At 50.2% G+C, this 24,744-nt stretch carries 27 protein-coding genes; 10 read left to right on the top strand and 17 right to left on the bottom strand.

Annotation, left to right across the window (positions count from 1 at the left end):
* Nucleotides 1-9: 9 nt before the first annotated feature.
* From MA884_RS14600 to MA884_RS14625, 6 genes are all read right to left on the bottom strand, one after another.
* Nucleotides 10-351 (bottom strand): hypothetical protein, encoded by a 342-nt coding sequence (locus MA884_RS14600; RefSeq protein ID WP_256231183.1) that lies wholly within the window; start codon nucleotides 349-351, stop codon nucleotides 10-12.
* A gap of 182 nt (nucleotides 352-533) precedes the next feature.
* Complete coding sequence (locus MA884_RS14605) at nucleotides 534-1,229, bottom strand: haloacid dehalogenase type II (RefSeq protein ID WP_256231184.1); 696 nt, start codon at nucleotides 1,227-1,229, stop codon at nucleotides 534-536.
* Between the two features lie 55 nt (nucleotides 1,230-1,284).
* Nucleotides 1,285-2,265, bottom strand: coding sequence for a ketopantoate reductase family protein (locus MA884_RS14610; protein ID WP_256231185.1), 981 nt, complete (start codon nucleotides 2,263-2,265; stop codon nucleotides 1,285-1,287).
* A 105-nt stretch (nucleotides 2,266-2,370) separates the two neighbouring features.
* Nucleotides 2,371-3,069 carry a glutathione S-transferase N-terminal domain-containing protein gene (locus tag MA884_RS14615; protein WP_256231186.1) on the bottom strand — a complete coding sequence of 233 codons (699 nt, stop codon included), beginning with the start codon at nucleotides 3,067-3,069 and terminating at the stop codon, nucleotides 2,371-2,373.
* Nucleotides 3,070-3,081: 12 nt separating this feature from the next.
* Complete coding sequence (locus tag MA884_RS14620) at nucleotides 3,082-3,759, bottom strand: glutathione S-transferase family protein (RefSeq protein ID WP_256231187.1); 678 nt, start codon at nucleotides 3,757-3,759, stop codon at nucleotides 3,082-3,084.
* Nucleotides 3,760-3,780: 21 nt separating this feature from the next.
* A complete protein-coding gene (locus tag MA884_RS14625; RefSeq protein WP_256231188.1) occupies nucleotides 3,781-4,392 on the bottom strand; it encodes a TetR/AcrR family transcriptional regulator in 612 nt (203 codons plus the stop codon).
* Between the two features lie 706 nt (nucleotides 4,393-5,098).
* Here MA884_RS14625 and MA884_RS14630 point away from each other — a divergent pair.
* The 4 genes from MA884_RS14630 to MA884_RS14645 all read left to right on the top strand — a co-directional run bounded on the left by MA884_RS14630 (nucleotide 5,099) and on the right by MA884_RS14645 (nucleotide 8,876).
* A complete protein-coding gene (locus tag MA884_RS14630) occupies nucleotides 5,099-5,776 on the top strand; it encodes an OmpW family protein (protein WP_256231189.1) in 678 nt (225 codons plus the stop codon).
* A gap of 206 nt (nucleotides 5,777-5,982) precedes the next feature.
* On the top strand, nucleotides 5,983-6,657 hold the full coding sequence (locus MA884_RS14635; RefSeq protein ID WP_256231190.1) for a hypothetical protein: 675 nt from the start codon (nucleotides 5,983-5,985) through the stop codon (nucleotides 6,655-6,657).
* 218 nt (nucleotides 6,658-6,875) lie between these two features.
* Nucleotides 6,876-8,249 carry a lactonase family protein gene (locus MA884_RS14640; RefSeq protein ID WP_256231191.1) on the top strand — a complete coding sequence of 458 codons (1,374 nt, stop codon included), beginning with the start codon at nucleotides 6,876-6,878 and terminating at the stop codon, nucleotides 8,247-8,249.
* A 342-nt stretch (nucleotides 8,250-8,591) separates the two neighbouring features.
* Nucleotides 8,592-8,876: a hypothetical protein gene (locus MA884_RS14645; protein ID WP_256231192.1), complete on the top strand. Its 285-nt coding sequence runs from the start codon at nucleotides 8,592-8,594 to the stop codon at nucleotides 8,874-8,876.
* 199 nt (nucleotides 8,877-9,075) lie between these two features.
* Here MA884_RS14645 and ccmI read toward each other — a convergent pair whose 3' ends face one another.
* The 8 genes from ccmI to MA884_RS14685 all read right to left on the bottom strand — a co-directional run bounded on the left by ccmI (nucleotide 9,076) and on the right by MA884_RS14685 (nucleotide 15,203).
* Nucleotides 9,076-10,287 (bottom strand): c-type cytochrome biogenesis protein CcmI, encoded by a 1,212-nt coding sequence (ccmI, locus tag MA884_RS14650; RefSeq protein WP_256231193.1) that lies wholly within the window; start codon nucleotides 10,285-10,287, stop codon nucleotides 9,076-9,078.
* Nucleotides 10,280-10,753, bottom strand: coding sequence for a cytochrome c-type biogenesis protein (locus tag MA884_RS14655; protein WP_256231194.1), 474 nt, complete (start codon nucleotides 10,751-10,753; stop codon nucleotides 10,280-10,282). Before MA884_RS14655 ends, ccmI begins: the two co-directional genes overlap by 8 nt.
* Complete coding sequence (locus MA884_RS14660; RefSeq protein WP_256231195.1) at nucleotides 10,750-11,286, bottom strand: DsbE family thiol:disulfide interchange protein; 537 nt, start codon at nucleotides 11,284-11,286, stop codon at nucleotides 10,750-10,752. The genes MA884_RS14655 and MA884_RS14660 overlap by 4 nt, the downstream gene beginning before the upstream one ends.
* Nucleotides 11,283-13,256 carry a heme lyase CcmF/NrfE family subunit gene (locus tag MA884_RS14665; protein WP_256231196.1) on the bottom strand — a complete coding sequence of 658 codons (1,974 nt, stop codon included), beginning with the start codon at nucleotides 13,254-13,256 and terminating at the stop codon, nucleotides 11,283-11,285. The genes MA884_RS14660 and MA884_RS14665 overlap by 4 nt, the downstream gene beginning before the upstream one ends.
* Nucleotides 13,257-13,259: 3 nt before the next feature.
* On the bottom strand, nucleotides 13,260-13,727 hold the full coding sequence (gene ccmE / locus MA884_RS14670; protein WP_256231197.1) for a cytochrome c maturation protein CcmE: 468 nt from the start codon (nucleotides 13,725-13,727) through the stop codon (nucleotides 13,260-13,262).
* A complete protein-coding gene (ccmD, locus tag MA884_RS14675) occupies nucleotides 13,711-13,899 on the bottom strand; it encodes a heme exporter protein CcmD (RefSeq protein ID WP_256231198.1) in 189 nt (62 codons plus the stop codon). Before ccmD ends, ccmE begins: the two co-directional genes overlap by 17 nt.
* Complete coding sequence (locus tag MA884_RS14680; protein WP_256231199.1) at nucleotides 13,896-14,669, bottom strand: heme ABC transporter permease; 774 nt, start codon at nucleotides 14,667-14,669, stop codon at nucleotides 13,896-13,898. The genes ccmD and MA884_RS14680 overlap by 4 nt, the downstream gene beginning before the upstream one ends.
* A 105-nt stretch (nucleotides 14,670-14,774) precedes the next feature.
* Entirely contained in the window at nucleotides 14,775-15,203 is a 429-nt protein-coding gene (locus MA884_RS14685; RefSeq protein ID WP_256231200.1) for a cytochrome c family protein, read from the bottom strand.
* A 398-nt stretch (nucleotides 15,204-15,601) separates the two neighbouring features.
* Here MA884_RS14685 and MA884_RS14690 point away from each other — a divergent pair, with 398 nt between their 5' ends.
* From MA884_RS14690 to MA884_RS14700, 3 genes are all read left to right on the top strand, one after another.
* The gene (locus MA884_RS14690; protein WP_256231201.1) at nucleotides 15,602-16,213 is read left to right on the top strand and encodes a cytochrome P460 family protein; all 612 of its coding nucleotides are present in this window, start codon (nucleotides 15,602-15,604) and stop codon (nucleotides 16,211-16,213) included.
* A 397-nt stretch (nucleotides 16,214-16,610) separates the two neighbouring features.
* Nucleotides 16,611-17,273, top strand: a complete 663-nt coding sequence (locus MA884_RS14695; RefSeq protein WP_256231202.1) for a redoxin domain-containing protein — start codon at nucleotides 16,611-16,613, stop codon at nucleotides 17,271-17,273.
* Between the two features lie 85 nt (nucleotides 17,274-17,358).
* A complete protein-coding gene (locus MA884_RS14700) occupies nucleotides 17,359-18,186 on the top strand; it encodes an AraC family transcriptional regulator (protein WP_256231203.1) in 828 nt (275 codons plus the stop codon).
* A 30-nt stretch (nucleotides 18,187-18,216) separates the two neighbouring features.
* Here MA884_RS14700 and MA884_RS14705 read toward each other — a convergent pair whose 3' ends face one another.
* Nucleotides 18,217-19,473 carry a cytochrome c biogenesis protein DipZ gene (locus MA884_RS14705; protein ID WP_256231204.1) on the bottom strand — a complete coding sequence of 419 codons (1,257 nt, stop codon included), beginning with the start codon at nucleotides 19,471-19,473 and terminating at the stop codon, nucleotides 18,217-18,219.
* 92 nt (nucleotides 19,474-19,565) lie between these two features.
* Complete coding sequence (locus MA884_RS14710; RefSeq protein ID WP_256231205.1) at nucleotides 19,566-20,099, bottom strand: carboxymuconolactone decarboxylase family protein; 534 nt, start codon at nucleotides 20,097-20,099, stop codon at nucleotides 19,566-19,568.
* A 116-nt stretch (nucleotides 20,100-20,215) separates the two neighbouring features.
* Between MA884_RS14710 and MA884_RS14715 the strand changes: the two genes are divergently transcribed.
* Together MA884_RS14715 and MA884_RS14720 are read left to right on the top strand one after the other, a co-directional pair.
* Nucleotides 20,216-21,199 carry an AraC family transcriptional regulator gene (locus MA884_RS14715; RefSeq protein WP_256231206.1) on the top strand — a complete coding sequence of 328 codons (984 nt, stop codon included), beginning with the start codon at nucleotides 20,216-20,218 and terminating at the stop codon, nucleotides 21,197-21,199.
* A 761-nt stretch (nucleotides 21,200-21,960) separates the two neighbouring features.
* On the top strand, nucleotides 21,961-22,482 hold the full coding sequence (locus MA884_RS14720; RefSeq protein ID WP_256231207.1) for a YkgB family protein: 522 nt from the start codon (nucleotides 21,961-21,963) through the stop codon (nucleotides 22,480-22,482).
* A 67-nt stretch (nucleotides 22,483-22,549) separates the two neighbouring features.
* Here MA884_RS14720 and MA884_RS14725 read toward each other — a convergent pair whose 3' ends face one another.
* Nucleotides 22,550-23,464, bottom strand: a complete 915-nt coding sequence (locus MA884_RS14725; RefSeq protein WP_256231208.1) for a LysR family transcriptional regulator — start codon at nucleotides 23,462-23,464, stop codon at nucleotides 22,550-22,552.
* A gap of 319 nt (nucleotides 23,465-23,783) precedes the next feature.
* Here MA884_RS14725 and MA884_RS14730 point away from each other — a divergent pair, with 319 nt between their 5' ends.
* Nucleotides 23,784-24,350: a carboxymuconolactone decarboxylase family protein gene (locus tag MA884_RS14730; RefSeq protein ID WP_256231209.1), complete on the top strand. Its 567-nt coding sequence runs from the start codon at nucleotides 23,784-23,786 to the stop codon at nucleotides 24,348-24,350.
* Nucleotides 24,351-24,744: the final 394 nt, after the last annotated feature.

The following is a 24,744-nucleotide window of genomic DNA, read 5'->3' on the forward strand; positions in this document are numbered from 1 at the left end:
GGACAGGAATCAAACCCGCGGCGGACGCCATACCCCTGACGGGGTCGGTACGGGCGAAAAATCGCTGGAGGAGGAAATGACAACAGGGTGGGACAAGATGACAGGCGTCTTAATCACTGAGACCTGCAACATGCCCCCGGTCTTGCACTCTTGACCTGGCTTACACGGCTTACCGTGCTCGGAGAGACTCTTCTGATCCTGACAGCAGTCCGCCCCCACGTCATCCATCATCGTCATGCCCACACCTTCCATTGGGCACGGCTCTGTCGATACCTGAATGCCCGCCATCCCACTGAGGGGAAGCGCAAGGCTAATCAGGAAAATCAGGCAAAACCGTAGATAGCGATTCATGGATGCAGTGTAGTCTTTGGAAAATGGCTTTGAACGCCATAAGCAAAAATTAACATCATCCTGCGAAGGGATGCTGTGCCAATGTCATATCACCGGGCGTGCATTAAGCTAGCGTTATCGACAGATACCTATTCATTTGCCTGGTCACCTCTGAATTCAGAACGATTGCCTGAAATTGAGACTCAACGCTCGCCCGCGTTACACACGGCTGCTTGTATTTTGCTAGCGATATAATCCAGCCCTAGTACAACCAGGTCAGGCTCCACGCCCCAAGGATCAAAAATCGTTGTTGGGTCGCGACGCAGCCAAACGGTACGTAAACCGTAATTAGCGGCCCCAATCACGTCGAAAGGATTGCTGGAGACCAACCAAATGTCTCCTGCTGGCACCTCACATTGGTTAACAAGGTATTCATATACGAGCGGGTCCGGCTTGAAGGAACGCACCTCCTCAACACTCAATACATCAATAAAGCTCTCTCGTAGCATTGCATGCCGCAAGAGGGCGTCAATGTCAGTACGACTGCCGTTGGAGAAAGCAAACAGCCGCAGCTTTGAGCTCAGCAAATCGGCCAGTCCGCCTTTCACATCATCGAAAGCCTCCAGCTCTGTATAGGCATGCATCGCCTGCTCCTGCTCTAAAGTGCTTAGCTGCACACCATTGCTCTCACAAGCAAACAGAAGAGCATCACGCGTACAAACAGAGAAGTCACGATATTCGCGCATCAATCCTCGACGGAAGCTGTATTCCAACTGCTTCTGCCTCCAGAGTTCCGAGACGACCCGGGATTTTGGGCCGACCAGCGATCCCAAGGCTCTCTCTACGGATCTTGTATTGATCAGCGTTCCGTAAACATCGAAGACAATTGTTGGGGCCATTCGGAGTTCCTCAGTAGTGACGCTGATGCGATTGAATGTGAACCAATCGGTCTAATCATTCTGGTAACAGGCCAAGCGTTTTTGCCCTCATACGAGCCAAGGCATACACGGTACGCGTCCGAGCCATCGGCGCCCCTGCCAGATCAGCCACCGATATCAGCGCTCCCAAAATAGCCTCGATTTCGACGTGTTTGTGCCCTTCAACGTCTTGCAGCATCGATGTTTTCACCTTGCCGAGTTTGCGTGTGATCGCAATCCGTTGCAGAGGATCAATCTTAGGTGAGATGCCCAACCGGTTCCCCAACTCGAGGAGTTCACTCATCATCTCGACGAACAAAGTATTGAGGTTAGGGTCATCGATCATCTCATCGGTGGCGCAGCTAACCAGCAGGCTGACAGGGTTGAAACATGCATTCCCCAGCAGCTTAAGCCAGATTTCTTCACGTATGTTTTCGTGGGCATGAGCATCAAAACCGGCCCTTAGAAAAACGTCTGCCACTTCTGAAATGCGGCTGCTGGAGCCACCACCAGGCTCTCCGAAAACGATCTTGCTCCCAGACATATGCCTGACCACACCAGGGCTCTCAACCCTACAAGAAGGGAACACAACACAACCGATGATGGCGTCGGTAGGGACACTTCTTTCGATCATGCCGTCAGGGTCCACGGCCTTCAAGCGGGTACCTGACAGCGCCGAATTGGACTTCAGGAAATACCACCAGGGAAGTCCATTGAGCGCCGGTATGACGAGGGTCTGTTGACCGATTAACGCCTTTGCAGCGTCAACGGCAGCCGGTAGCGCCGGTGCCTTTACGGCAAAAATCACCACATCCTGAATGCCAAGCTCCTTTGGCTCCGATGTAGCCCTGAGTGGCGCGATCACTAGATCGTTACCCGTGTGCAGTCGCAATCCCTGCTCGCGAATAACATGGAGTGTCGCGCCACGAGCTATGACGCTGATGTCATGGCCGGCCGCGAACAATTTGCACGCCAGAAAACCTCCAATGGCTCCAGCACCTACGACAGTGATTTTCATAATCGACTCAGATCTCCGTGCTTTTTCGCCGTTTCTTGCGTCCCGCGGTCCTTCACATCCGTTGTTCCTGTGAGCCCTGACAAAGAGAACCTGTTTCTACGTTGTTTATCGAACCGTGCTCGCATCCTGGTTGAACAGGTGCTTGCGCGTTTCCTCGTCGACCACCGGCGCGGTGTTGATCTGATCCGCCAATGCGTAAGCACGCTTCGTCGCAGGACGAGCCCCTACTCGCTCAAACCATTGAGCCAGGTGAGGGAAGTCTCCGAGGTTTTGTCGCTGCCGTTGGTGAGGCACAATCCAAGGGTAGCTGGCCATGTCGGCAATGCTGTAGGCGCCCGCAATATAGTCACGACCGTCAGCCAAGTGTTTGTTCAACACGCCATACAACCGAGCGGTTTCCTTGATGTAGCGCTCTTGGGCGTACAAGATTGGCTCAGGTGCGTATTGAACGAAGTGATGGTTCTGCCCCGCCATCGGCCCGAGTCCCCCCATCTGCCAGAACAGCCACTGCAGAGTTTCATTGCGACCACGTAGGTCATTTGGAATGAACTGATGAGTTTTATCTGCCAAGTACAGCAAAATCGCGCCCGACTCGAAGACCGATAATGGCTGTCCGTTATCTAATGGCTCATGATCGACAATGGCCGGAATACGGTTGTTGGGAGCGATTTTAAGAAACGAAGGCGCGAACTGATCCTTTTTCCCTATGTTCACCGGTACGATGCGATAAGGCAGGCCCGACTCCTCAAGGAACATTGTGATTTTGTGCCCGTTCGGCGTGGTCCAGTAGTGTAAGTCGATCATAATCTGACACCCTTACTGAGCGATCTGAGGGAACATAACTTTGCGGGCTTCAGAATCCATTTCAGTCTTATAACTGTGCTGGGTCTTCAGCGCTTCAGCACGCTGTGCGGCCGGTCGAGAGTTGATCTCATCGAGAAGTCGTTTGACGTTCGGCAATTTTTCCCAAGCGTCATTGCCGAGAATGAACGGTACCGCGCGCGCCCAGCCCCAGACGGCCATGTCCACCAAGGTGTACTCATTTCCGAGCATATACGGCAGATTCGCCAGGCGGTCGTTGATAATTGACCAATGACGCCAGGCTTCGAACGTGTAGCGAGTAACCGCGTAATCTTTCGGTTCAGGAGCGTAATGTTTGAAATGCACCGCCTGACCAGAGTACGGACCGATACCTGTCGCTACAAACATGAGCCAGGAATACATTTCGCCGCGAGAGTTGAGGTTGTCGACCGGCAGGAATTTTCCGGTCTTTTCGGCCAGGTAAAGCAGTATGGCGTTGCTGTCGAACACGATGGTGTCATTATCAACCAAAGCAGGTGTCTTGGCGTTAGGGTTGATTTTGAGAAACGCCGGATCGTGTTGTTCTCCCTTGCGCGTATCAACCGGTATGAGTTCATACGAAAGGCCGGTCTCCTCCAGAAATAGGGCAATCTTTGCGGGATTGGGGGACGGGTGATAGTAGAACTTGATCATGTTGACTCCTCGCGGTGGCCTTCAGTGAACGTCGGAATGAACCAAGGGCGGTAACCCCAGGCTGTTGAGTGCAATTTCGATAGCTTCAGTTACGCATGCCGGGTCCGGGTTAACCCGCGCCAGCACTCGAACGCCAAGCAGTACACTGAGCAGATGATGCGCGCCCTGGCAGGCGTCGATGCCCGCAGCGCCTTCTGGCTGTTTACTGAAGGCATGCAAACGGTCTCGGAAAAAACTGCGAATTGTCTCGAGTTCAGTTGCTATGGCCTGACGCAAATCGGGATCTTCTGCCGTCGCTTCAAGGGCAGAGTTCACCAACAAACATCCACGATGAAGTGGATCGGTCAGCGTGCGATTCAACACCTCAGCAAAAAAATCTGTAATGGCCATTCCTGCGTTCGGCAAAACCTCAAGGCGGCGGATGCGATCACGAACGCTGCACTCCAAATAGTGCTCAAGGGACCGGCGATAGAGACTGCGTTTGTCGCCAAATGCGTTGTAAAGGCTTGGCTGGTTTAGGCCGGTGCACTTGACGAGATCTCTGGTCGAGGTTCCTTCATATCCCCGCGCCCAGAATGCTTCGACTGCAGCGGCAAGAACCTTTGATTCATCAAATGCGCGAGGGCGAGCCATGGACGAGGTGTCTCTGGGGGTTTGTCGTCGACCCTATCATATGTTTTGTATCGGTCGCCACAATATTGAAATAACAAGAGCCCCACCTCAGCCAAGCCCCCATAGCCAGCCCATCTGGATCTATTTGGGTGTTCTCTGCGACTGAAGCGGATGGGGCTTCCCGGCCCTCCACCGTCTTCACAAAGACAGGCGAGACGACGATCCGGGTGCGATTGAGCGCCTTACTGCACTGATCCTGCAACCTTTCACCATCAGGTTCGGAAGGATACGAGCAGGCTTTGTGCACGGGCAGGCAACCGCACCGAAGGCAGCCTCCGCACTAAGCCGCCTACGGCTTTCACAGCATCGCTTCTTCGTCCGTCACTCTTATAAATACGCATAATTTTGAAAGCCAACTACCAGGGTCGGTGCTAGGGTCTTCGTGCAAGCATCTTCGCTGGACTTCACCAGCAATTGTTATTTACCAGGACAGTCTCAGCCTCACAAATAAAAACATGTATTTACTTGCATTGCCTTCGCGGGTAGCGAGAAAAAAAACAAAGAGGAAATCCCTACGCACCGCTTGAGATTTTTCAATCTAATTGCAAAGACAATGCGTGAACAATCAAAAAAAACGATCAGCAATTTATTGCGCTGGCTCACTGCCCGTCCAGTGGAAAACTTATAACCCTCATCGAAAAACCCAGACATTCAACAGGAGTTAGCCATGAATAAATATACGCTCATAGCTCCATTGTTAACCCTCGTGATCGCCTCTAATTGTGCGCACGCATATGAAGCTGGCGACATCATCGTCCGCGCCGGTGCAATCACAGTAGATCCGAACGAAGACAGCTCGGGCGTGAAGAGCTCGCTCGGCGACTTGGGCGGCAGCGCGACAGTTGAAAGCGACACCCGGCTAGGCCTCAACTTTGCGTACATGATTACCGATCATTTTGGCATCGAGTTGCTGGCCGCCACATTCAGCCACGATGTGGGAGTACATGGCCTGCAAGACGGTTTGGCTGGACTCAATGGCGACCTCGGCGAAGTCAAACATTTGCCACCGACTCTGAGCTTGATCTACTACCCGCTAGACAAGAACTACGCATTCCAGCCATACGCAGGTATTGGTATCAACTACACCGCCTTCTATGACGCCGACACCTCAAGCAGCGCTGAAGCCAAAGGCTACAGCAACCTTGATCTGAATGATTCGTGGGGCATGGCTGCACAAATCGGTGCCGACTACATGATCAATGACCATTGGATGGTCAACGGTCAGCTGCGTTATATCGACATTGACACCAATGCTCACGCTGATTTAGCGGGTGTTGGAGCCTTGAAGCTCAATGTGGATATCGACCCCTGGGTATACATGGTCGGTCTGGGCTATAAGTTCTAAACTCTCTTTGGCCGCACATCGGCATAGAGATCGACCTTCACAGACTGTCCCGCCACACTCGCTCTCTACGTATAGCAATTTTTTGAAAGAACCCTCCAGACGAACAGCGCTAAGGTTAATTGTCACAATATGAAGATTTTGCGAAATAACGCTGTTTAAGTCGCGTATTTATTGTCTCGCCTGATGGCTAGGAACTGGGGTATCTAATGAATTCCAATACTCGAATACTAAAAGCTTCGTGTACAGAGGCACTTCTTAAACTTACTTTAACCGGGGTAGCCTTGAGTGTGATCTGGTTGGACATCGCTGTATTCGAAACTAAAATACTAGAGATATCCTTCGTAGAAATCACTCAAGAAGTGATGCTATTTCTGTGTGCAGCACTGTTTTTTGCGGGCGTCAACGTATCAGGAAACAGTGGTTTTAACGTTCTGATTGGTGGTTTCTTTGCCTGTCTGCTAATGCGGGAACTGGACGGTATCCTGGACCCCATAAGTCATAGCGCCTGGTGCTGGCCTTTAACGGTCATCGGCGTGCTTTCGATAACCTTTGCATTCAATGAAAAAAACCGTCAGGAAACCTTGGTTGCATTTGCCTCGTTCGCTCGTACACGTACGTTCGGAACCATGACCACGGGGCTGAGCGTGCTTGTATTTTCACGTGTCTTTGGTATGGGCAATTTTTGGCATCTGGTTCTGGACGATGGCTACGTCCGCCTTGCAAAGACGACTGTGGAAGAAGGCATTGAACTGCTGACGTATTCAATGTGGCTTGCTTCAAGCATTGAGTATTTTGCCAATACTCAAACGATCAGAACAGACACAATCACCCAAAAGCATAAGCTCAACGTTCATGATGAACATGCGAACAACTACTCATAACCTGATCCCTCGATCGCTTCCCCAAACGCGGTCATAGCACGTTCATAACGCGACTTCTCCGTCCATCGCCCTTTACAAAACCCGCATCTTTTTGAAAGCAAAGCGCCCACGCCAATGCTAGCGTGTCAGTTGTAAGCATTCTGGCTGGACTAACGTGGCGATCCGTCATTTAAGCACGGTCTATTTCTATCAATTAAATTATATCCGAGGACGCTTCCATGAGTGTAATACCTAAAATCACGCTATCTGCCGTGGTGATCTGTTTGAGCTGCGCTGCCTTCGCAGAGGGCGAGAAAAAATTCCTCTACACATTAACCAATAACATTGCCGAAAACCAAAACGCGGTCGCTCAATATCGACGTTTGAAGGATGGTTCCCTTCAGTTCATGAGATTCTACAAAACCAACGGCACAGGCATTAATAATGATACCCATGGAAAACTCGGCCCACAGGACAACGATTCGCAAATCATCATCACCGGTGATAAAAAAAGACTTTATGCGGTAAACACTAATAGCAATAACATCTCTGGATTCAGTCTCGGAAAAGAAGGAACTCTTACAGAAATTCCCGGCTCACCGTTTCCAGCTAAAGGTATCGCGCCGGTCAGTATTAATATTTCAGGTAATATCTTGATCGCCGCCAATCGGAACGAAGATTACCATCAAAAGGCGAGCCTGTCTGATCCCGAAGGTGCCAGTTACACTTCGTTTGAAATCCAGCCTAACGGAGCCCTGGTGTACGCAGATACGTTAAAAGTACCTGGCTTTCAAAAACCCGCACAAATCCATGCCTCTCACACGGTGAAGAATCTATTTTTCGCCGATGAGTTCCAGGTAGACGCTGACTTTGACGGGGATGGCAACCGGTCATTTTTAGCTGGCCCGAAAACCAGTGTTCAAGGGCAACTCAAAACAATCAAGGTCGATGATAAGGGGAAGATGACTCTAATCAACGAAACGACACTGCCTGAGACAATTGAAAACTATCTTTACATCGGCTCTCCTGGCGTACCATCAATGCCCTTGGGGATTTGGAGTCATCCTTCACAGAATATATTGTACGCTGGGTTCGTGACGAGAAATCAGCTGGGGGTATTCTCGTACGACGAATCGGGCACTCTGAAATTTGTCAATGCGGTAAACAATAGCGGTCAAGATATCTGTTGGATATTGGTTAACAAACAAGCGACCCGACTTTATACGGTGAACAATTTGCCGCGCCAGGGCACCCGGCAGACAGCGAGCACAATATCCGTTTATGACATTTCAGGCGACAACGCTTTGTCACCTATGGAAATACAAGTCGTCGATGTTCCAATGCCTGGCGAGTCTTTTATCAACAATCGAAACCTTATGCAGCCAGGAAGCACTTCATTTGAGGTAGCGCTTTCACCTGATGAGGACTTCCTTTATGTCATCAATCAAAGAATCAATCAGACCGAGGAGAACACCATTGACACGGGCAACATAATACACAGTTTTTCCGTTAAAAAAGACGGACTCCTCAAGACCGCATCCTCAGTCGACCTCTTAAAGGACGGATTCCCGGCAAATTCAAGAGCTCAAGGAGTCGTCGCTGTTGATTTCTAAAACCTAAGAAATCCTGGATAAGCGCCGATATAAACTTACAATAAATGACGGCGCAGACAAATTATAAAACCACACATGAGCGCGCAAAAACCTTGCATAAGAAAATCAGGATTATATTAATCATCTGGCACTTGGAAGGGCACACTCGCCGGCTTAGCCCGCCCCCATTAGCAGCAATCCTATAACTTGCATCTTGGAAGCGTATTTTTACCTAAAACCTAGCGACCACCTATTCGCTTTAACGCTCGGCCAAGCCACACCCAATAGGGGCTATCCAGAAAACGAATTTTACCAATGTTGTAGCAAACCTACCTACACCCACAGCCGTCACCGGAGTAAATCATGAAATATAAATCCATGTTGGTAGCATCGATTGCCGTTTCTATTTTTTCAATTCAATCCCAAGCTGCTGAGACTTTGTGCGACATAAACCTACAAAAACTTGATGAAGTACTGCTCACAGCCACCCAACGTTTCGGCGCAGACACTACGAGCTATCTCACGCAAACTAGGAAAGAAGCAGTGGAGGCGCAGGAGGCCGGCGACATTGATAAATGCATTGGGTTCACTCAACAAGCGTTAAGCAGGTTCGAAAACGCCAGCATGGGCGGGGGGGGAAACAAGTAACTCAATGGGATAGGTGCGGGATCAAGATAAAGCAATGGTCAGAGGTCAGATTTGAAAAATGACCTAATGACGTTCTTGATCCCACGCCAGACATTAAAAAAACAACTGATGTTGGCGTTAGGTAGAACCAAATATCTGAATACTGTTCATTCTAACTCATTGACTATAGAGTCCCCTGTCAATACGCATTCTCTGGCGATCAGATATCCGGTCGGTCGATCGTGATTTTAAGGCTTGGGTTCCTTGAGTTTATCGTCGTTGAGTTGCGTCCCAACCACTCCCCGGACGCTGACTTCCCCGCCTTGGAAACCCTGGCAGTCACCTGAATCGCAGAGACTTGCGATAAGGTGTTGCTGGCGGTCATTGCATCAGCGTCTGAAAATTCCACCTCAGTGGGCAGGTTTGAGACCTTCAGTCGTTTGGCAGCAAGAGGTACTTTGGAGCCCGAAAGCGCCTGTACGAACACGAACACGCTGTCATCCGAAGCGACCTTTTCGACAATTTCCGGGGAAATTTCCACCCGCACCTGGAGCAATGTTGGCGGCAGCCCATCAACCCGGTCGCTCGTCAAATCGCTGTTCTTCATATCCTTTGACAGACCCTCTCTTGCCCTTCCAATAGCCCGTTCTAAGGCGGCGCGAGATGGATGATCGGAACGCATCCGTGCTAATGCTTGATTCCAATACCCTAACGCGTCCTGGTAACGCTGTTGTTCAAAGGCAGCCGTACCTGAGAGGCTCAAACTCACGATTTCCCCCGGATTTCCCTCTAAAGCCTCATCTGTCAGCGCCTTGATTGTCGGTGACCACTTTTTGTTGTTAGAAAAATAAAGCGCATTGGCCCACTCGCCTAACAACTCTGGTCGGCGGCCGGCGAGCGACACTGTTCGCTCGAACATTTCAGCTGCATCGCCTGGCCTCCCCTGAGCCATGTAGTTTTGGGCCAGGTAATAAGCGCTTTCAGCCGACTCAGGCTGGGCAATAACCGCGCGTTTCAACCGCTCGTTCATTTGCGCCAGTGAACCGGGAGGCTGGGCAAACTCACGAGCCAGCTCTACTTTGTCGCTGGCACCCAAGTGCAGGTACAACGCGAGTCCCAGCGCCGGTATCAAAAAAGCCACTAATAGCGGCAGCGGCTTGCCCATAGTAGAAAAACGCTCAAGGTCCGTCCCTTCGGTGTCCGCCAGTAATTCGCGCGCTGCCTCCGAGCGGGCGCTATTTTTCAGTGCGGAAGGCATCACGCCAGCCTCCTGCTGAAGTTGCAATTCCGCCAGGCGCTCCTGATAGAGCGCCACGTTGAAAGCGGTCCGATCTTCTTCACTTTGGTATCGACGTACAAACACCACCGGGATCAGCACGAAACTGAGCGCTACCAGTAACAGCAGGCCGACCACGAGCCAGAAATCAATCATGAGTATTTTTATCCAATAGGAGGAACAGTCGCCGCCGCTCTCGTTCAGAGAACACCTCAACATCATCACCATGTGATTCACGATGCCGCTCAACGACCAGATAGATCACCACCGCCCCAATCAGCAACAAACCGCCAGGCCCGAACCAGAGCAACCAGGTGTGACCGTTCAGCTCAGGTTTGTAGCGTACGAATTCGCCATAGCGATCAACCATAAAATTGATGATTTGTTGGTTGCTCTGACCTTCGTCGAGCATGCGAAAGATCTCTTTGCGCAGGTCAGCGGCGATGGGGGCATTGGAGTCGGCGATATCCTGGTTCTGACATTTCGGACAGCGCAGTTCACGGGTCAACTCGGTGTATCGAGAGCGCTCGGCCTCATCTTTGAACGTGTAAGCATCAATGGCCGCTTGGACGGTACTCGCCCAGCACAGCGCCAGGAGAACACCCCATAGAAACCGAATCATCGCGCGCCTTCCTCCACCAACCGTTGATACCGAACGGCGAGCTTTTCATTCCATACCGTCTCATCCACAATGCCGACGTGTCTGTAGCGAATGATGCCCTTATCGTCGATCAGGAAGGTTTCGGGTGCGCCGTACACGCCCAGGTTCATTCCCAGGCTGCCGGTTTCATCGCGAATGTTCAGTTGATAAGGGTCGTGAAGATTCTTGAGCCAGTTCAGAGCAGCGGCATTATCGTCCTTGTAGTTGACGCCATAGATCACCACCCCCCGCCCGGCCAGTTTGTTCAACACCGGGTGTTCAGCCCGACAAGCTACGCACCAAGTACCCCAAACGTTCACCAGCGCCGGTTTTCCCAGCAAATCAGCGCGGGTCAGAGATCTGTTGCCTAGCACCGACTGCAGGGAGAAATCGGGGAACGGCTTGTCGATCAATGCTGAGGGCAATGCCGAAGGGTCGAGATACAGGCCTTTGCCAAGAAACGTTGCCATGCCCAGAAAAAGCAGTAACGGCAGTAGTAACAGCCAACGCCTCATACGGAGGCTTCCGAGAGACCCAACGTTTTACTGACTCTGCTCCTGACCTTAATCCGATAACGCTTATCCAGCGTCGCCAGTAATCCCCCCACGGCAGTGATCAAGCCACCGAACCAGATCCACCGCACGAACGGTTTTACGTGAACTCGTACCGCCCAGGCACCATTGTCCAATGGCTCACCCAAGGCGACGTAGAGATCGCGGGTGAAGCCGGCATCAATACCAGCCTCAGTCATCGTCGAACGTTGGACGGTGTACAACCGCTTTTCCGGGTGCAACAGGGAGACCTCCCTTCCATCTTCCAGCACACGAACAGTGCCTACGTCAGATGTGAAGTTGGGGCCCTGAACGTGCCTGGCACCGTCGAAGATAAATATGTAGCCGCCCAGCTCAACAGATTCACCGGGCGCCAAACGAAGGTCACGTTCGACGCTGTTATGACTCGACAGCATGACCCCCAGCGCAGCCACCACAATCCCTATATGGGCCAGTTGCATTCCCCAATAACTTCGGGTCAGCGCACGCATTCCTTTGAACACACCCTGGTGTCGGGTTTTATCCAGCAGATCACGTATAGCCGCTAACAGCACCCAGGCCGCTAGCAGGAACGTGGCGAGCACAGCCCAGTGAAAATCCGTCATGACAAACCCCACGATGATCGCCAGCACTGCGCTACTGACCAATACCGGGGCGAGCATATTTAATAGCCATTTGGCGGGCGTATCTTTCCAGCGTGCCAATACACCTGCCGCCATCAAGACCATGAGCAGCCCCATCAACGGTACAAACAGCGCATTGAAGTATGGCGGGCCTACCGACATCTTCGCACCGCTCATGGCGTCAAGCGCCAACGGATATAAAGTGCCGAGCAGAATCATCGAAGCCGCTACAACCAACAGGAGATTATTGCCTAGCAGCAACGTTTCTCGTGACCACAGGCCAAACGCAACACGGCTTTTGACCACCGGAGCGCGAAAGGCGAATAAGGCCAGCGAACCGCCCACGACCAGTAGCAAGAAAATCAAAATGAAGACACCCCGGGTCGGGTCGGAAGCGAATGCATGAACAGAGGTCAGCACGCCAGAACGAACCAGGAAGGTGCCTAAAAGACTTAAGGAAAAGGCAGCGATGGCAAGCAGCACCGTCCAGCTTTTGAATACACCGCGCTTTTCAGTGGCCGCGAGTGAGTGTATGAGAGCTGTTCCGACAAGCCACGGCATGAAAGAAGCATTTTCCACCGGGTCCCAAAACCACCAGCCACCCCAACCGAGTTCGTAGTAGGCCCACCACGACCCAAGCGTTATCCCGATACCAAGGAAAGCCCACGCGATGATCGTCCACGGCCTTGACCAACGTGCCCAGGCTGCATCGAGACGACCGCCGAGCAGCGCGGCAATGGCGAAAGCAAAAGCTACTGAGAAGCCAACATAGCCCATATACAGCATGGGCGGATGAACGATCAGGCCAATGTCCTGGAGCAGCGGATTGAGGTCGCGACCATCCTGTGGACTCAGCGGCAGGATGCGGCTAAAAGGATTCGACGTGAGGACCAGAAACAACAGAAACCCGACACTGATCATGCCCATGACAGCAAGCACACGGGCCAGCATGACTTGCGGTAACTGGCGGGAGAACACAGAGACCGCAAACGTCCATGCTCCCAGGATCAATGTCCAGAGCAACAGCGACCCCTCATGGGCGCCCCACACTGCACTGAATTTGTAATACCAGGGCAAGGCGCTGTTGGAGTTCTCGTCGACATAGGCCACCGAAAAATCATCGACCATGAATGAAAAGGCTAAACAGCCAAAAGCAAATAGCAGGAAGGTGAATTGGCCCCATGCCGCGGGTTGTGCTAATCCCATCCATTGTCGATCACAACGCCAGGCACCTAGCAGCGGCACCACCGCTTGTGCGCTGGCAAAACACAGGGCGAGAATCATCGCAAGATGGCCAAGTTCGGGAACCATGAATTACCCCTTTTTCGCAGGCATGCCAGAGGCACTCTGCACAGACTTGCCACTGTCTTTTAAGGCCTTGGAGACTTCGGGCGGCATGTACCTTTCGTCATGCTTTGCCAACACTTCATCGGCCACAACCACACCGTCAGCGTTAAGCTTACCCAGCGCGACGATGCCCTGACCTTCGCGAAATAAATCGGGAAGAATGCCCCGATAGGTGATGGTTACCGATTTATTGAAATCGGTAACCGCGAACGACACATCGAGCGTGTCGGCCGAGCGACGCAGCGACCCCGCTTCCACCATTCCCCCGGCACGAAGTCGAGTGTTGGGGGGAGCTTCACCGCCTGCAATTTGCGTGGGCGTGTAAAAGAGGTTGATGTTTTCCTGCAGGGCACTCAGTACTAATGTAGAAGCCGTGCCAATCCCAGCAAGCATGCCAAGGAGGAAAAGTAATCGCATTTTATGGAGCTGACTCATTTTTTTCCTCCCGTCGTAATCGACGAAATTCCTGCTGCAAATAACGCCGATGCGCAAAGAGCGGCAGCATGGTATTAACCGCAAGCACCAGAAAGCAGACACCGTAGGCAGTCCACACAAACAGCCCGTGTTGTCCCATTGAAACGAAGTCATTGAAGGAGGAAAAACTCATCGCGCCGCCCTCATTGCACCAAGGGCCAGAGGACTGTCCATAACCATGCTCCGGACCCAACGGGTTCGAGATTCACGCTTGAGTAGCTCCAAGCGCATGCGAAGCAATAGCACCGCGCCGAAAAAACAATAGAAGCCAAGCACCATAAGCAGTAACGGAAGCCACATTTCAGGTGGCATCGTCGGCTTTTCAGTGAGACTGAAGCTCGAACTTTGATGAAGCGTGTTCCACCATTCGACTGAATATTTGATAATGGGGATATTGATGACCCCGACGACCGCCAGAACCGCGCACGCTTGGGCAGCGCTGTTGCGGTTGGTAATCGCATTGCCGAGCGCAATCAAGCCGAAGTACAAAAACAACAAAATCAGCATGGATGTCAGCCGTGCATCCCACACCCACCATGAACCCCACGTTGGCTTACCCCAAATGGAACCGGTGACCAATGCTACAACCGTCATCCACGCTCCAATCGGTGCAGCGCACTGTAGGGCAACGTCAGCAATTTTCATTCTCCAAACTAATCTGACTACGCCGCATATCGCCAACATGACGTAACAGGACTGCGCAAGCATCGCGGCCGGTACATGAACATACATAATCCGAAAGCTATTACCCTGTTGATAATCTGACGGGGCAAAGGCCAGCCCCCATATCACACCCACCATAATCAACAGAGCGGCAAGCCCCCCGAGCCAGGGCATGAAGCGACCGCTCGTTTCATAAAACCACTTAGGGGAGCCCATTCGATGAAACCAACGAAATGTCATAGCCGTATGTCCACATTGCAAGTGAAGAAACCACCTACTTCATTCGAATATTGCCTAAACCGCAAATCCCTTACTGATTAAAGCCCCAACATGCCTTCAACCGCCCTATTTACTACCAAACGTCGCGATGTATGAAATGACATCCCGCCGCGCTTGTTCGTCACTAACTTTAACCGTCATTTTTGTATTTACTGAGTCATCATGCACAACCCCCCTGATATAGCCTTGAGGATCGGCAAGCCAATTGAAGACCTTAGTTTCATCCCAGCTTATCCCGGCCTGAGCTGCTTTTTGTAAGCCCGTCTCATAGGAAAAATCGGTAAGCGATCCCATTTTTCGATTCAGGACACCTGTTAAATTTGGTCCAATTCCATTACGTGCCATGGGGCCGATTTGATGGCAAATAGAGCACTGTTGAAAAACCGTTTCGCCGCGTTTTGGATCCCCTTCCCCAGCAAACGAAGGCGCAACAAAAGCAAGCGTTAGCAGCCCGGACAATACTGTGGCAGGGCAATTAATCGAGATATATTTCATACAGGTTAGACCTCCGAAGCTTGCATTGTATAATTTTAATTCGGCTTTCCTTTGGCCCTTGCTGGGTTCTAAGCTGATGCCCCCAAGAGCAGCCAAACAAAAAAAAAGCAATAACGCACCTAGCACCCAACATGCCCGTCCGAATGAATGAGGCGACAGAGACCAGCGACTTATCGTTCTGTCTGTCCCAGTCGAACATGCAATAAGAATATGCGCCATCGAGATATTATTCTCGGAACGACAGACCTCAATGTCAAGCAACGCAACCAGCCAACGGTAAACTCCGCACGTTTTTGAAAGAGGCACATCGACGCGTGCGTTAGTCTCCTATTCGCACCACCAACAAACATTCCGTTTCTGGGATCAGCGACTAGACTCCGCCTACTGGAGATAACACAATGAAAAGCCTGAAAATCAATAGCACTGCCGCAATAGCTATAACCACGTGCATTGGACTATATGTCGGGGCAGCACAATCTGCAGAGTACCCAGAGGTAAAAATTGGCCCAACCTTCAACGATAAAGGCCAGCTGGTACAGCCTAAGAATTTCCGCCAATGGGTATTCATTGGGGCTCCTGTAACACCAAACGGATTAAACAACGGAAAAGCCGGATTCCCGGAGTTTCACAACGTTTATGTCGAACCCGCAGCCTTCGAGCAATATCGAAAAACGGGTACCTGGCCTGAAGGCACAATGATGGTAAAAGAGCTGCATCTGACACAAAAAGGTTCACTGGAGGATGGATCAAGTGTTGAGCCATCAGGGAGAGGCTTTTTCCCAGGGGGTGGGCCTAGTGGTTTAGACGTATCCGTCAAAGACAGTAAGCGTTTTGCCAAAACCAAGAACTGGGGTTATTTTAATTTTGGCCACCATGCCCCCCCCTACTCCGCAGTTTCTACGGAATCACCAAAAGAAGCCTGCGCGGGATGCCATATCGATAACGCCAAGGAAGATATGGTATACATCCAGTTCTATAAACCAATCCTTACCGCTCTACCCCTGCCTTAAAAACTAGAAAACTGTCGAAAAACAAGCCTTATTTTTATTAAAATAGGGCTTTTTCCATGAAAAATAACCAGACGTACTCATTTACCGCCCCTCCTTTGCCGCCTGCAGCGAGCACCTAATTTAAACTCACGCCGTGAAAAGGCACCTGATCGCCGTCACGTGCATCGCTTGACAGCACAGCCATTGACCTATTGCTACCAAAATAATAGATAGAAAAGCGCACGTTTCTGGAATAAGTCTATAAAACAATGAGTTAGGGTATATCGGATTTCAATATCGTTTGGCCTAGGGTTTCAATGAGAGCAACTAAATTCGCCATCCCAAAAAGGTACTTGCCCATTTACAGCCGACAGAATCTAGAGAAAATAAAAACTAGGGAAATTTGATGGTGCTTTGCGTGCAACCGGTTAACTTTTTAGCCGGAGATAAAAAACCGCCTGCTGCTGATGATCAGAAAATCTTACGAAACTCGATTATGGAACTTTGCGAATCAAAAATTTCAACACATGCAATCAAGGCTGGCAGTCGCGCGCCTGACTTCACGCTTATTAATACGCAGGGTGACGAATTACATTCGCTTGACCTCATTAGAAAGGGCCCCATGATTATCGTTTTTCTCCGAGGACTGTGGTGCTGGTATTCGCATGCGACGCTCATGACCCTTGAAACAATCAACAAAGCGATAACTAACAAAGGCGCGTCAATTGTCGCCATCTCACCGCAAATACATTTTTCACATGCGGACGTAAATAAAAAAAAGCTCGTTAGCTTTCCAGTACTGCGCGACGTGCACAGTCGAGTTGCATTAGAATTCAAAGTCGCATGGCGCCTACCAAGCCCTTTGAGAAAAAAATATCTCACTTTAGGTGCAGATCTTGACAAATTTAACGGACCAGACAATGAACTCCTTCCAATGGCTTCGCTATTCGTGATAGACAAACAAGCAACCATTACATACTCAGAAGTCAACGCAAACTATACACAGCCAATGAACGAGAACGAGCTCTTTATACTACTGGACAACATGCCGCCACTTCGAAAAGCCCGTTCGATGGAATAGTGACTATCCTCTTCAGGGAAAACGAGATAAAAGAATGCGACACCAAAGACAACTACATTCAAAAAGTGGAGGGCACCTCCGCCCCATGGTGTTGGTCAGTGCGCGTATTTTAAGCGCTGAATCGCCGGGCAGTTATATTTCAAAGACAGGGCGATTCACACTTATTGTATTTCTTAGTGACAACGGGCGACTCATTTTTAATAACGCCTCAGCCAGTATCGAGCTCGAGGCTAAAATAGGAACCACCGTACTGATTGGCGCCAGCGGAAAAGATCAGATAATGTCCTGGAGCGCGCCAAACAAACTACTCGAAATTGCAATTGAAGACAGGTTCGTCTCAGATGTGATTGCGGCGGTTTCGCCGAGCAAAACCGCGCTTTCAGATGTTATTGGCGTTTATGGCCCCGAAGCCGGATTTGGTGCACTTGCCAAGCGCTTGGCGTGTAAAATGTTCGGTCAACGAAAAACCAGTGCCAGCCTAGTTACGGATGGATATTATTGCGCGCCTACGGCCCGCTTTCTGATCGCAATGATGGTTAGCATTCGGAACAGTAAAGGCCGAAATAAACCGAATCAGAAGAAGTTTCAGCTGCCCGAAGGCACTTTGAAAGCTATTGTCGACTATATTGAAAGTGAAATATCGTTCGCAATAAGCGTTTCGGAAATGGCCGAGATCGCAACTCAGAGTAGATTTTATTTCGCCCGCACATTTCGAGCAAGTACCGGTCGCTCCCCTCACTCTTATGTGTTGGATAGTAGGCTCTGCCGTGCAGAGTATCTATTATCAGAAACGAACGTTAGCTTGTCACAAATCGCAAATGATTCAGGCTTCAACTCCCAATCGCATTTTACTACGACTTTCAAGAAGCGAATAGGTATTACACCTGGACAATACCGAGACCTTCATCGCTGAGTACCAAAATATATCACGCGCGGTGGACTATCAGGGCTTGTCAGCCATAGATAATTCAATTTCCGTCTCAGGGACGGACGTGGCGTCGTCGGTCATGGCTTCTTTTAATAGTTGTTGAATCATTTTTTCTTGGGCCTCATAACGACCCTCACCGAAATGGGTAAAGCGCACCTGCCCTTTGGCGTCGATGAAGTAGTGAGCGGGCCAGTACTGATTCTTGAAACTGCGCCAGATTGTATAGTTGTTGTCGATGGCTACAGGATAGGTGATGCCGTAATCCCTGACCTTACTTCTGACGTTGTCAATGATATGTTCGAATCCGTATTCCGGGGTATGCACACCGATCACGACGAGCCCCTGTTTTTCGTATTTCTGTGCCCAGTCCTTTACGTAAGGTAACGTGTGTTTGCAGTTGATGCAGTCGAAAGTCCAGAAATCCACAAGCACAACCTTGCCTTTTAGCTGGTCATTCGACAGCGCTGGCGAATTAAGCCACTCCACAGCGCCTGAAAGTGACGGCATAGCGCCCTGGGTATTTATGATGGGCTCAGCCTTGGCCTTGTTTACGAAATTGCCTACTACTTTTGGCACGATCTCCAATACGTCTTTCTCGACATTGCTGATACCTTCGGAGGAAGCGTTAGCCAACAGTACGCTGTCAGCACCGGTAGCGATTACCGCCGCACCGGCCAGCGCAACGACTCCCATACTTCGCCGCAACCAATTAGTCATCGCAATAGACGGCTTTAAGCGATTGACCAGGCTCCTACCGGCGAAGATCAGGAACCCCAGGGTAACCGCGCTACCCAAGCCGTAGGCCAATAGCAACAGACTGGTGCCCACATTGGCGCCTTGTAGCATGGCACTCGTGAGAATGACTCCTAGGATCGGCCCCGCGCAGGGTACCCAGAGCAGACCAGTGGCAACGCCGATCATCAGCGAACCAAGCGAGCCCGGTATTACGCGGTTGTTTGGGTTAAGGTGATTTCCAAGCAAAACAACAGGTCGTGCCAGCCAATCGCCGATCCGGGCAAAGATCAACGACAGTGCAAACAGCACCATCACGACCAGCGCTACATGACGGCCGGCATTGCTGGCTTGTATCACCCACTCGCTGCTGACCACCGCAAGACTGGAGATGAGAGCAAATGTCAGCGCCATACCGACGAGCATTAATATGCTCGATGAACGTGTGCGGTAAGCACCGGCGAACAATAATGGCACTACGGGCAAAATACAGGGGCTGAGGACGGTCAATATGCCGCCCAGGAAAGCAATGACTAACATGAAAACACCTTTAGAAAAATAGGTTATGAACAGGCCATATTTTTAGAATAAGTGCGCGCCCTCAAGATTGGGGAAATACACCCCATAAGCGTTTATATTTCAGGAAAATCAATTGCAGTGTCATTGATACGATTTACAGTGTTAGCGAATATAGTTGAAGCAATTGCCAGGGACACCCCAATAATCTGCCGCTCAGAATATCCCGCCGCAACTATTGATTCTACCTGTCGCAAACTCAGAACCCCCTTGCTTGATACGATACTTCGCACGAATTCAATGAGAGTATCTCGCCGGATGTCGCCCGTACCCTTACCTTCCCGTATGCGCGAGATGATATCCCGAGAAAGTCCGGAAAATTTAGCTTTTAGGCTGTGAGCGGCTATGCAGTAACGACACCCCGACCAATCACTCACAACTAGTCTTATTGCCTCTAGATCCGCTTCGGAAATTCCGCTCTGGGCGACCACTTCATCCAATCGCAACACGGCATCCAACCCCTCGGGACTATGCGTTCCGATAGTCAGATACGCATTAGGGACCATACCCGCAGCTCTTTTTATGGACGCGAACGTTTCTGCCACTAATCCGGTAGCTTCACTCGGATCTATGGTGGTAAAGCGAGACATCGGCGGCTCCTCTGGATAAAGCTTCCAGTCGCAATGTGTGAGAAGCATCCAGCCTAACCGTCGACGTTTGCCATGTTAATGCTACAATTCAGCATTATTATGCTCGAGCGTCTCAAATGGACATCTTAAGCAGTCTACTTTTCCTGATGCCAGTGAGCGGTACGCTCGACATCAGATGTCATTTTAGTCCTCCCTGGAGACTCAATTACGCTGCCACAGGCCCGCGAGAGATCCCCTACCACATCCTCTTACGCGGGAGTGCACAAGTCGATGACGGTGAAAACCCTGTCATCTCAATGCAAGCGGGAGACATTTTACTAATACCTTCAGGCGTCCCACATGTTCTATATGAGGGTTCTGGACATCATTCAACGACGGGCAAAATGCATCGCGAGAGAGGTCTTTTAATTCGAACCAACGGCAGCGAGAGAAAGCCGGTTAATATACTCTGCGGTCGCTTTATTTTGCCTTCCTCTCCAAGACAAATTATTAAGGAAAGCTTGCCTCGAAGACTAATCATTAGGGGAATCGATGAGCCCGGCGACGTGACTCATCTGAAAGAAGAACGAGTGGCCCGCAGCCGACTTGCTCGCTTAATAACATTGATGCATGAAGAGGCGATAGAGCACGGCCCTGGCAGCGAATCAATGATGAACCATATGTCGGGCGCGCTTTTTAGCATGACTTTGCGCATGGCCAGTGAAAGCGATGAGCCGCCGACGGGGCTGTTACGCCTCGCAAAACGGCCAAGACTTCAGCCCGCTTTTACCGCGATGTTTGAAAATTACTCCAAGGCATGGACGATGGCTGAATTAGCAGCATTGTGCCTGATGTCTAGGGCTACCTTTGCGAGGCAGTTTGCTGAGGCCGCGGGCAGATCTGCTAACGACCTGCTTGTTGAGATACGCATGGAAAATGCAAGCAAGCAACTCGCGCAGACATCCAATTCCATCTCTGAAATTGCTCAAGACAGCGGATACAAATCAGATGCGGCATTCCAAAGGGCATTCAAAAAACACATGGGGATGACACCAGCCAAGTGGCGAATACAATCAACGCTCCTCGCAAGCTGCAACTTGACTGATCATACAAAAGGCTAGCCGCCAGCGGCGGCGACGGCCAATGCGCCCGCTGTTGCCCGCCACCACGGCAAGATACTGCTTGTGGCCCATGGTAAGACTTTGCATCCCAAATGCTTAACCCATCAAAAAACGCACGATTATGAAATAAACGCGTGGGCAAGCAAGATAATGTTGCTCCCAGCTTCAAGCAATGAGTCACGCATCCTGTTTTACATCCAACCTGTTCTGTAATGATCTTACTAAAGGAGATAGTCTGATCATCCCTTGGGTGGACGCACATTTGCGAGTTAAGCGTCCACCCTTTTTTAAACAAATCATTTATGACCGGAGAGTAATTTTCCTGACAAACAGAAAAGCCGAATACTATTTTGCTTAGGTTTATAGATTATAACCTGCTTCATTACAGCACAGAACCACTGAACGCTGACGACACGACGCTAATCATCCCACAGTGCTTCTTCTCCCTGCCCTAACGGCACCGCTTCGACATCTCCAATATGCACTTTATTAACGGCGCGACAGCTAAGAGCATAGGCATGTCTAAATTAATCCACCAAAGCGCACATTTCTGAAATGACATAAATTTGGCTTCCGCTAAGCTAAGCGAGAGTTATGGAACAACCCTATCTGGATCCGCTAAAAACCATAATTTTAGCAAGGTTTAATTTCCATATATCTAACATACAGAACAGATCTCCCATACCATGCTATCAAGTGCCCGACCTCCTTTTGAGCAATACAATGAATAACATTTATCAACTGCATTTCGAGGTATAACGATGAACACTTCGCCCCTTCAGCATAGCGATAAGCTAGTGGACCTTCCTGCAGTCAGTAATTCCGTAGGCTCACTCATCACCCGAATCGGATGGAATTCCGTCTTCACCGCCTTGGCCGTGATATATCTATGGTTTGGCGGGATGAAATTCACTGAGTATGAGGCGAACGGCATCTACGGCTTTGTAAGTCATAGCCCGCTGTTATCTTGGATGTATAGTTATATGAGCGTCATGGAGTTTTCGTATTTCCTTGGCGTCCTTGAGATTTCAATTGGACTATTGATCGCCGGAAGATGCATATCGCCTAAGCTGTCAGTTATCGGGGGGCTACTATCGGTAGGGCTATTCATAACGACGCTTACATTTATGCTTACCACCCCATTGGCATTTGAACCAACACTCGGCTTCCCAGCACTATCCGTTGTTCCAGGGCAGTTCTTACTAAAAGATATTGGCTTGTTAGCCTGCTCCATCTTAATAGTCGGAAATTCCCTCACAGCAATTGAGGTCCGAAAGAGATAATTGTCGGATAGAGCGATCTACCTGCTCCAGACTAAAATTTGCGGCCAATCAAGCTCCCTGTTGGTGCTCAAGGGAGCTCGATGCAGTTGTTGAAATCTGACTTATGAAATTCCGAAACCAAATGGTTAATAAAGGATCGCGCGACCGTGTTTGCTGCTGCTCCTGCTGGAAGCGAAGCATATAACTTAATATCCCCCATATCCCAGCTTTCGAGCACGCGAACCAGTGCACCCGAATCTAATTCCGCCTGGCACGACCAAAGCCCTGTTGAGATAATACCGATTCCACTAACAGCGCAAGACATAGCTACTTCACTTGCGTGAGCGGTCATTTTACCTTCAACACTGATTGATACCGCCCTTCCGTTGCGCGAGAACAACCAGGAACCTGCCCCTGACGGAGAAGGCCCCGCGATAACGGAGTGCGTAATCAGCGCCACAGGTGAGTCAGGTACCCCCCGCCCCAAAAGATACCTTGGAGAAGCTACTAACACCCGCGGAGTGCTACCGATGAGTCGCATCGCTGTTGTAGCTTCCTCAGGCGCCGCAACTTGGAGGAAGAGATCCACATGATCCCTTATTCGACCTTGTTGAGGCTGATCCGCGACCAGATCCACGCTGAGCGCTGAGTGAAAATCAAGAAACGAAGATAACTTAGGGACGATCTCTCTAAGACACATACCCGGGTGTATACCCAACCTCAGCCGCCCTCGAAGCTCCTCCCCCCCTTTAGCTGCAAGGTTCGCCTCATCAAAAGCCGCCAGTAGGGGTTCTATATTTGCCAAGTAAGTTGCACCTGCCGGCGTGAGTGCCACGGCACGCGTAGTGCGAATGAGCAACATTGCTCCTAGGTCACGCTCCAACGAAGCAATGATCCGCGAGGCCGATGATTGAGAAATCCCCAGCTCTCGGCTTGCACGGGAGAAACTGCCTGCATAAGCGACCCGTACAAACAGCCGAAAGGGAAAAAGATATTCATTCATGCAAAATCCAAATTTATGTTATCTGTGTTTGATGACTAGTCAACTAAGTAATAATAAACGATTATTTCAAACACAACCACCAACAATGTAGAGAAACAAAACCAAAATCAATGTCCACATACAAAGATGATTTAAAGCATTCTCGACCGCCTAGCACTAGTCGCCTCAGTTGTGGCTAGCGTGTAACAATTAGCCTGTACAGCCGAGAGCACGCCATTCGCCGCAACACTTCAATCCCACCTACTTGAATCAAACAACAAGAAACGCGCCATTAAGGTGCTTAACAGCTACCACATCATCAGGCCAGGGGAAAGTTCCAATGTCTCGCTTGTCAACAATTCATCCTTCTTCAGCCAAGGGTATTATCTCAGAAATTTATGCCTCTATAAAAAAAGCATCAGGCATCGTACCCAATGTTTACGCGACTATTGGGACACACTGCCCGAGCGGATTAAAAACGATCCTTGAGCTCGATAAAGTAATAGAGGAAAGCACGCTAACAGAAATCGAATTAGCCGCAATCAGGCTAAAAGTGAGCACACATTCCAGTTGTGATTACGGCATCGCCGCACATTCATTCCTAGGGAAATTTGCTGGCTTATCCCAAGCGACGATAACAAACATCAAAACAGCTCAACCAACCCTAAATACGAAGCTGGACTCCCTCATTGAGTTCGTTTCCATTTTGATCAACTCGAAAGGAGTGATTAACCCTTCCAGCCTCCAGGATCTTTTGGATGCCGGATATACAGAAAACAACATCATAGATATCTGTTTAGTTGTCAGCACTACGACCTTCATCAATTTAGTGAACAGAATCAATAACACCACTATCGATTTTCCTCAATGTGGCTGCGAAAGCGAAGCCAGGGGAAAAAAATCATAAAAAGCGCACGTTTTTGAAATTGCTCCGCTCTTGACTGAGCTAGCCTACTCACTCAGCCGAGGGCATTGGCTGTCAACCTTGGATGTCGCCACATAGTTGCAAACAGCCAGCTTCTGGTCAGCGGGTTCCACTGATCCGAGGCAGCTTGCATTAGCTCGACGCCGAGGTTGATGTGTGCTTTCCTGAACGCACCGGAGCTTACAAAACAGACGCAGCGGCAGCGCAAAGGGAGTGCGCATTTACGACGGAGCAAAAAATGAGTCACTTCACTATAGATGTGAATCTAAGGTCAAGAAGCCCAATCGTTCAACCCGGGAAGTTAAGGCCAAGCCTTCCGCAGTTCCACTTTTGTATAGCCTTTGTGAACCCTACTGCCGCGCGATTAAAGAGCACT

It is taken from the genome of Pseudomonas sp. Q11, from assembly GCF_024494355.1.
In the GTDB taxonomy this organism is placed as follows: domain Bacteria; phylum Pseudomonadota; class Gammaproteobacteria; order Pseudomonadales; family Pseudomonadaceae; genus Aquipseudomonas; species Aquipseudomonas hefeiensis.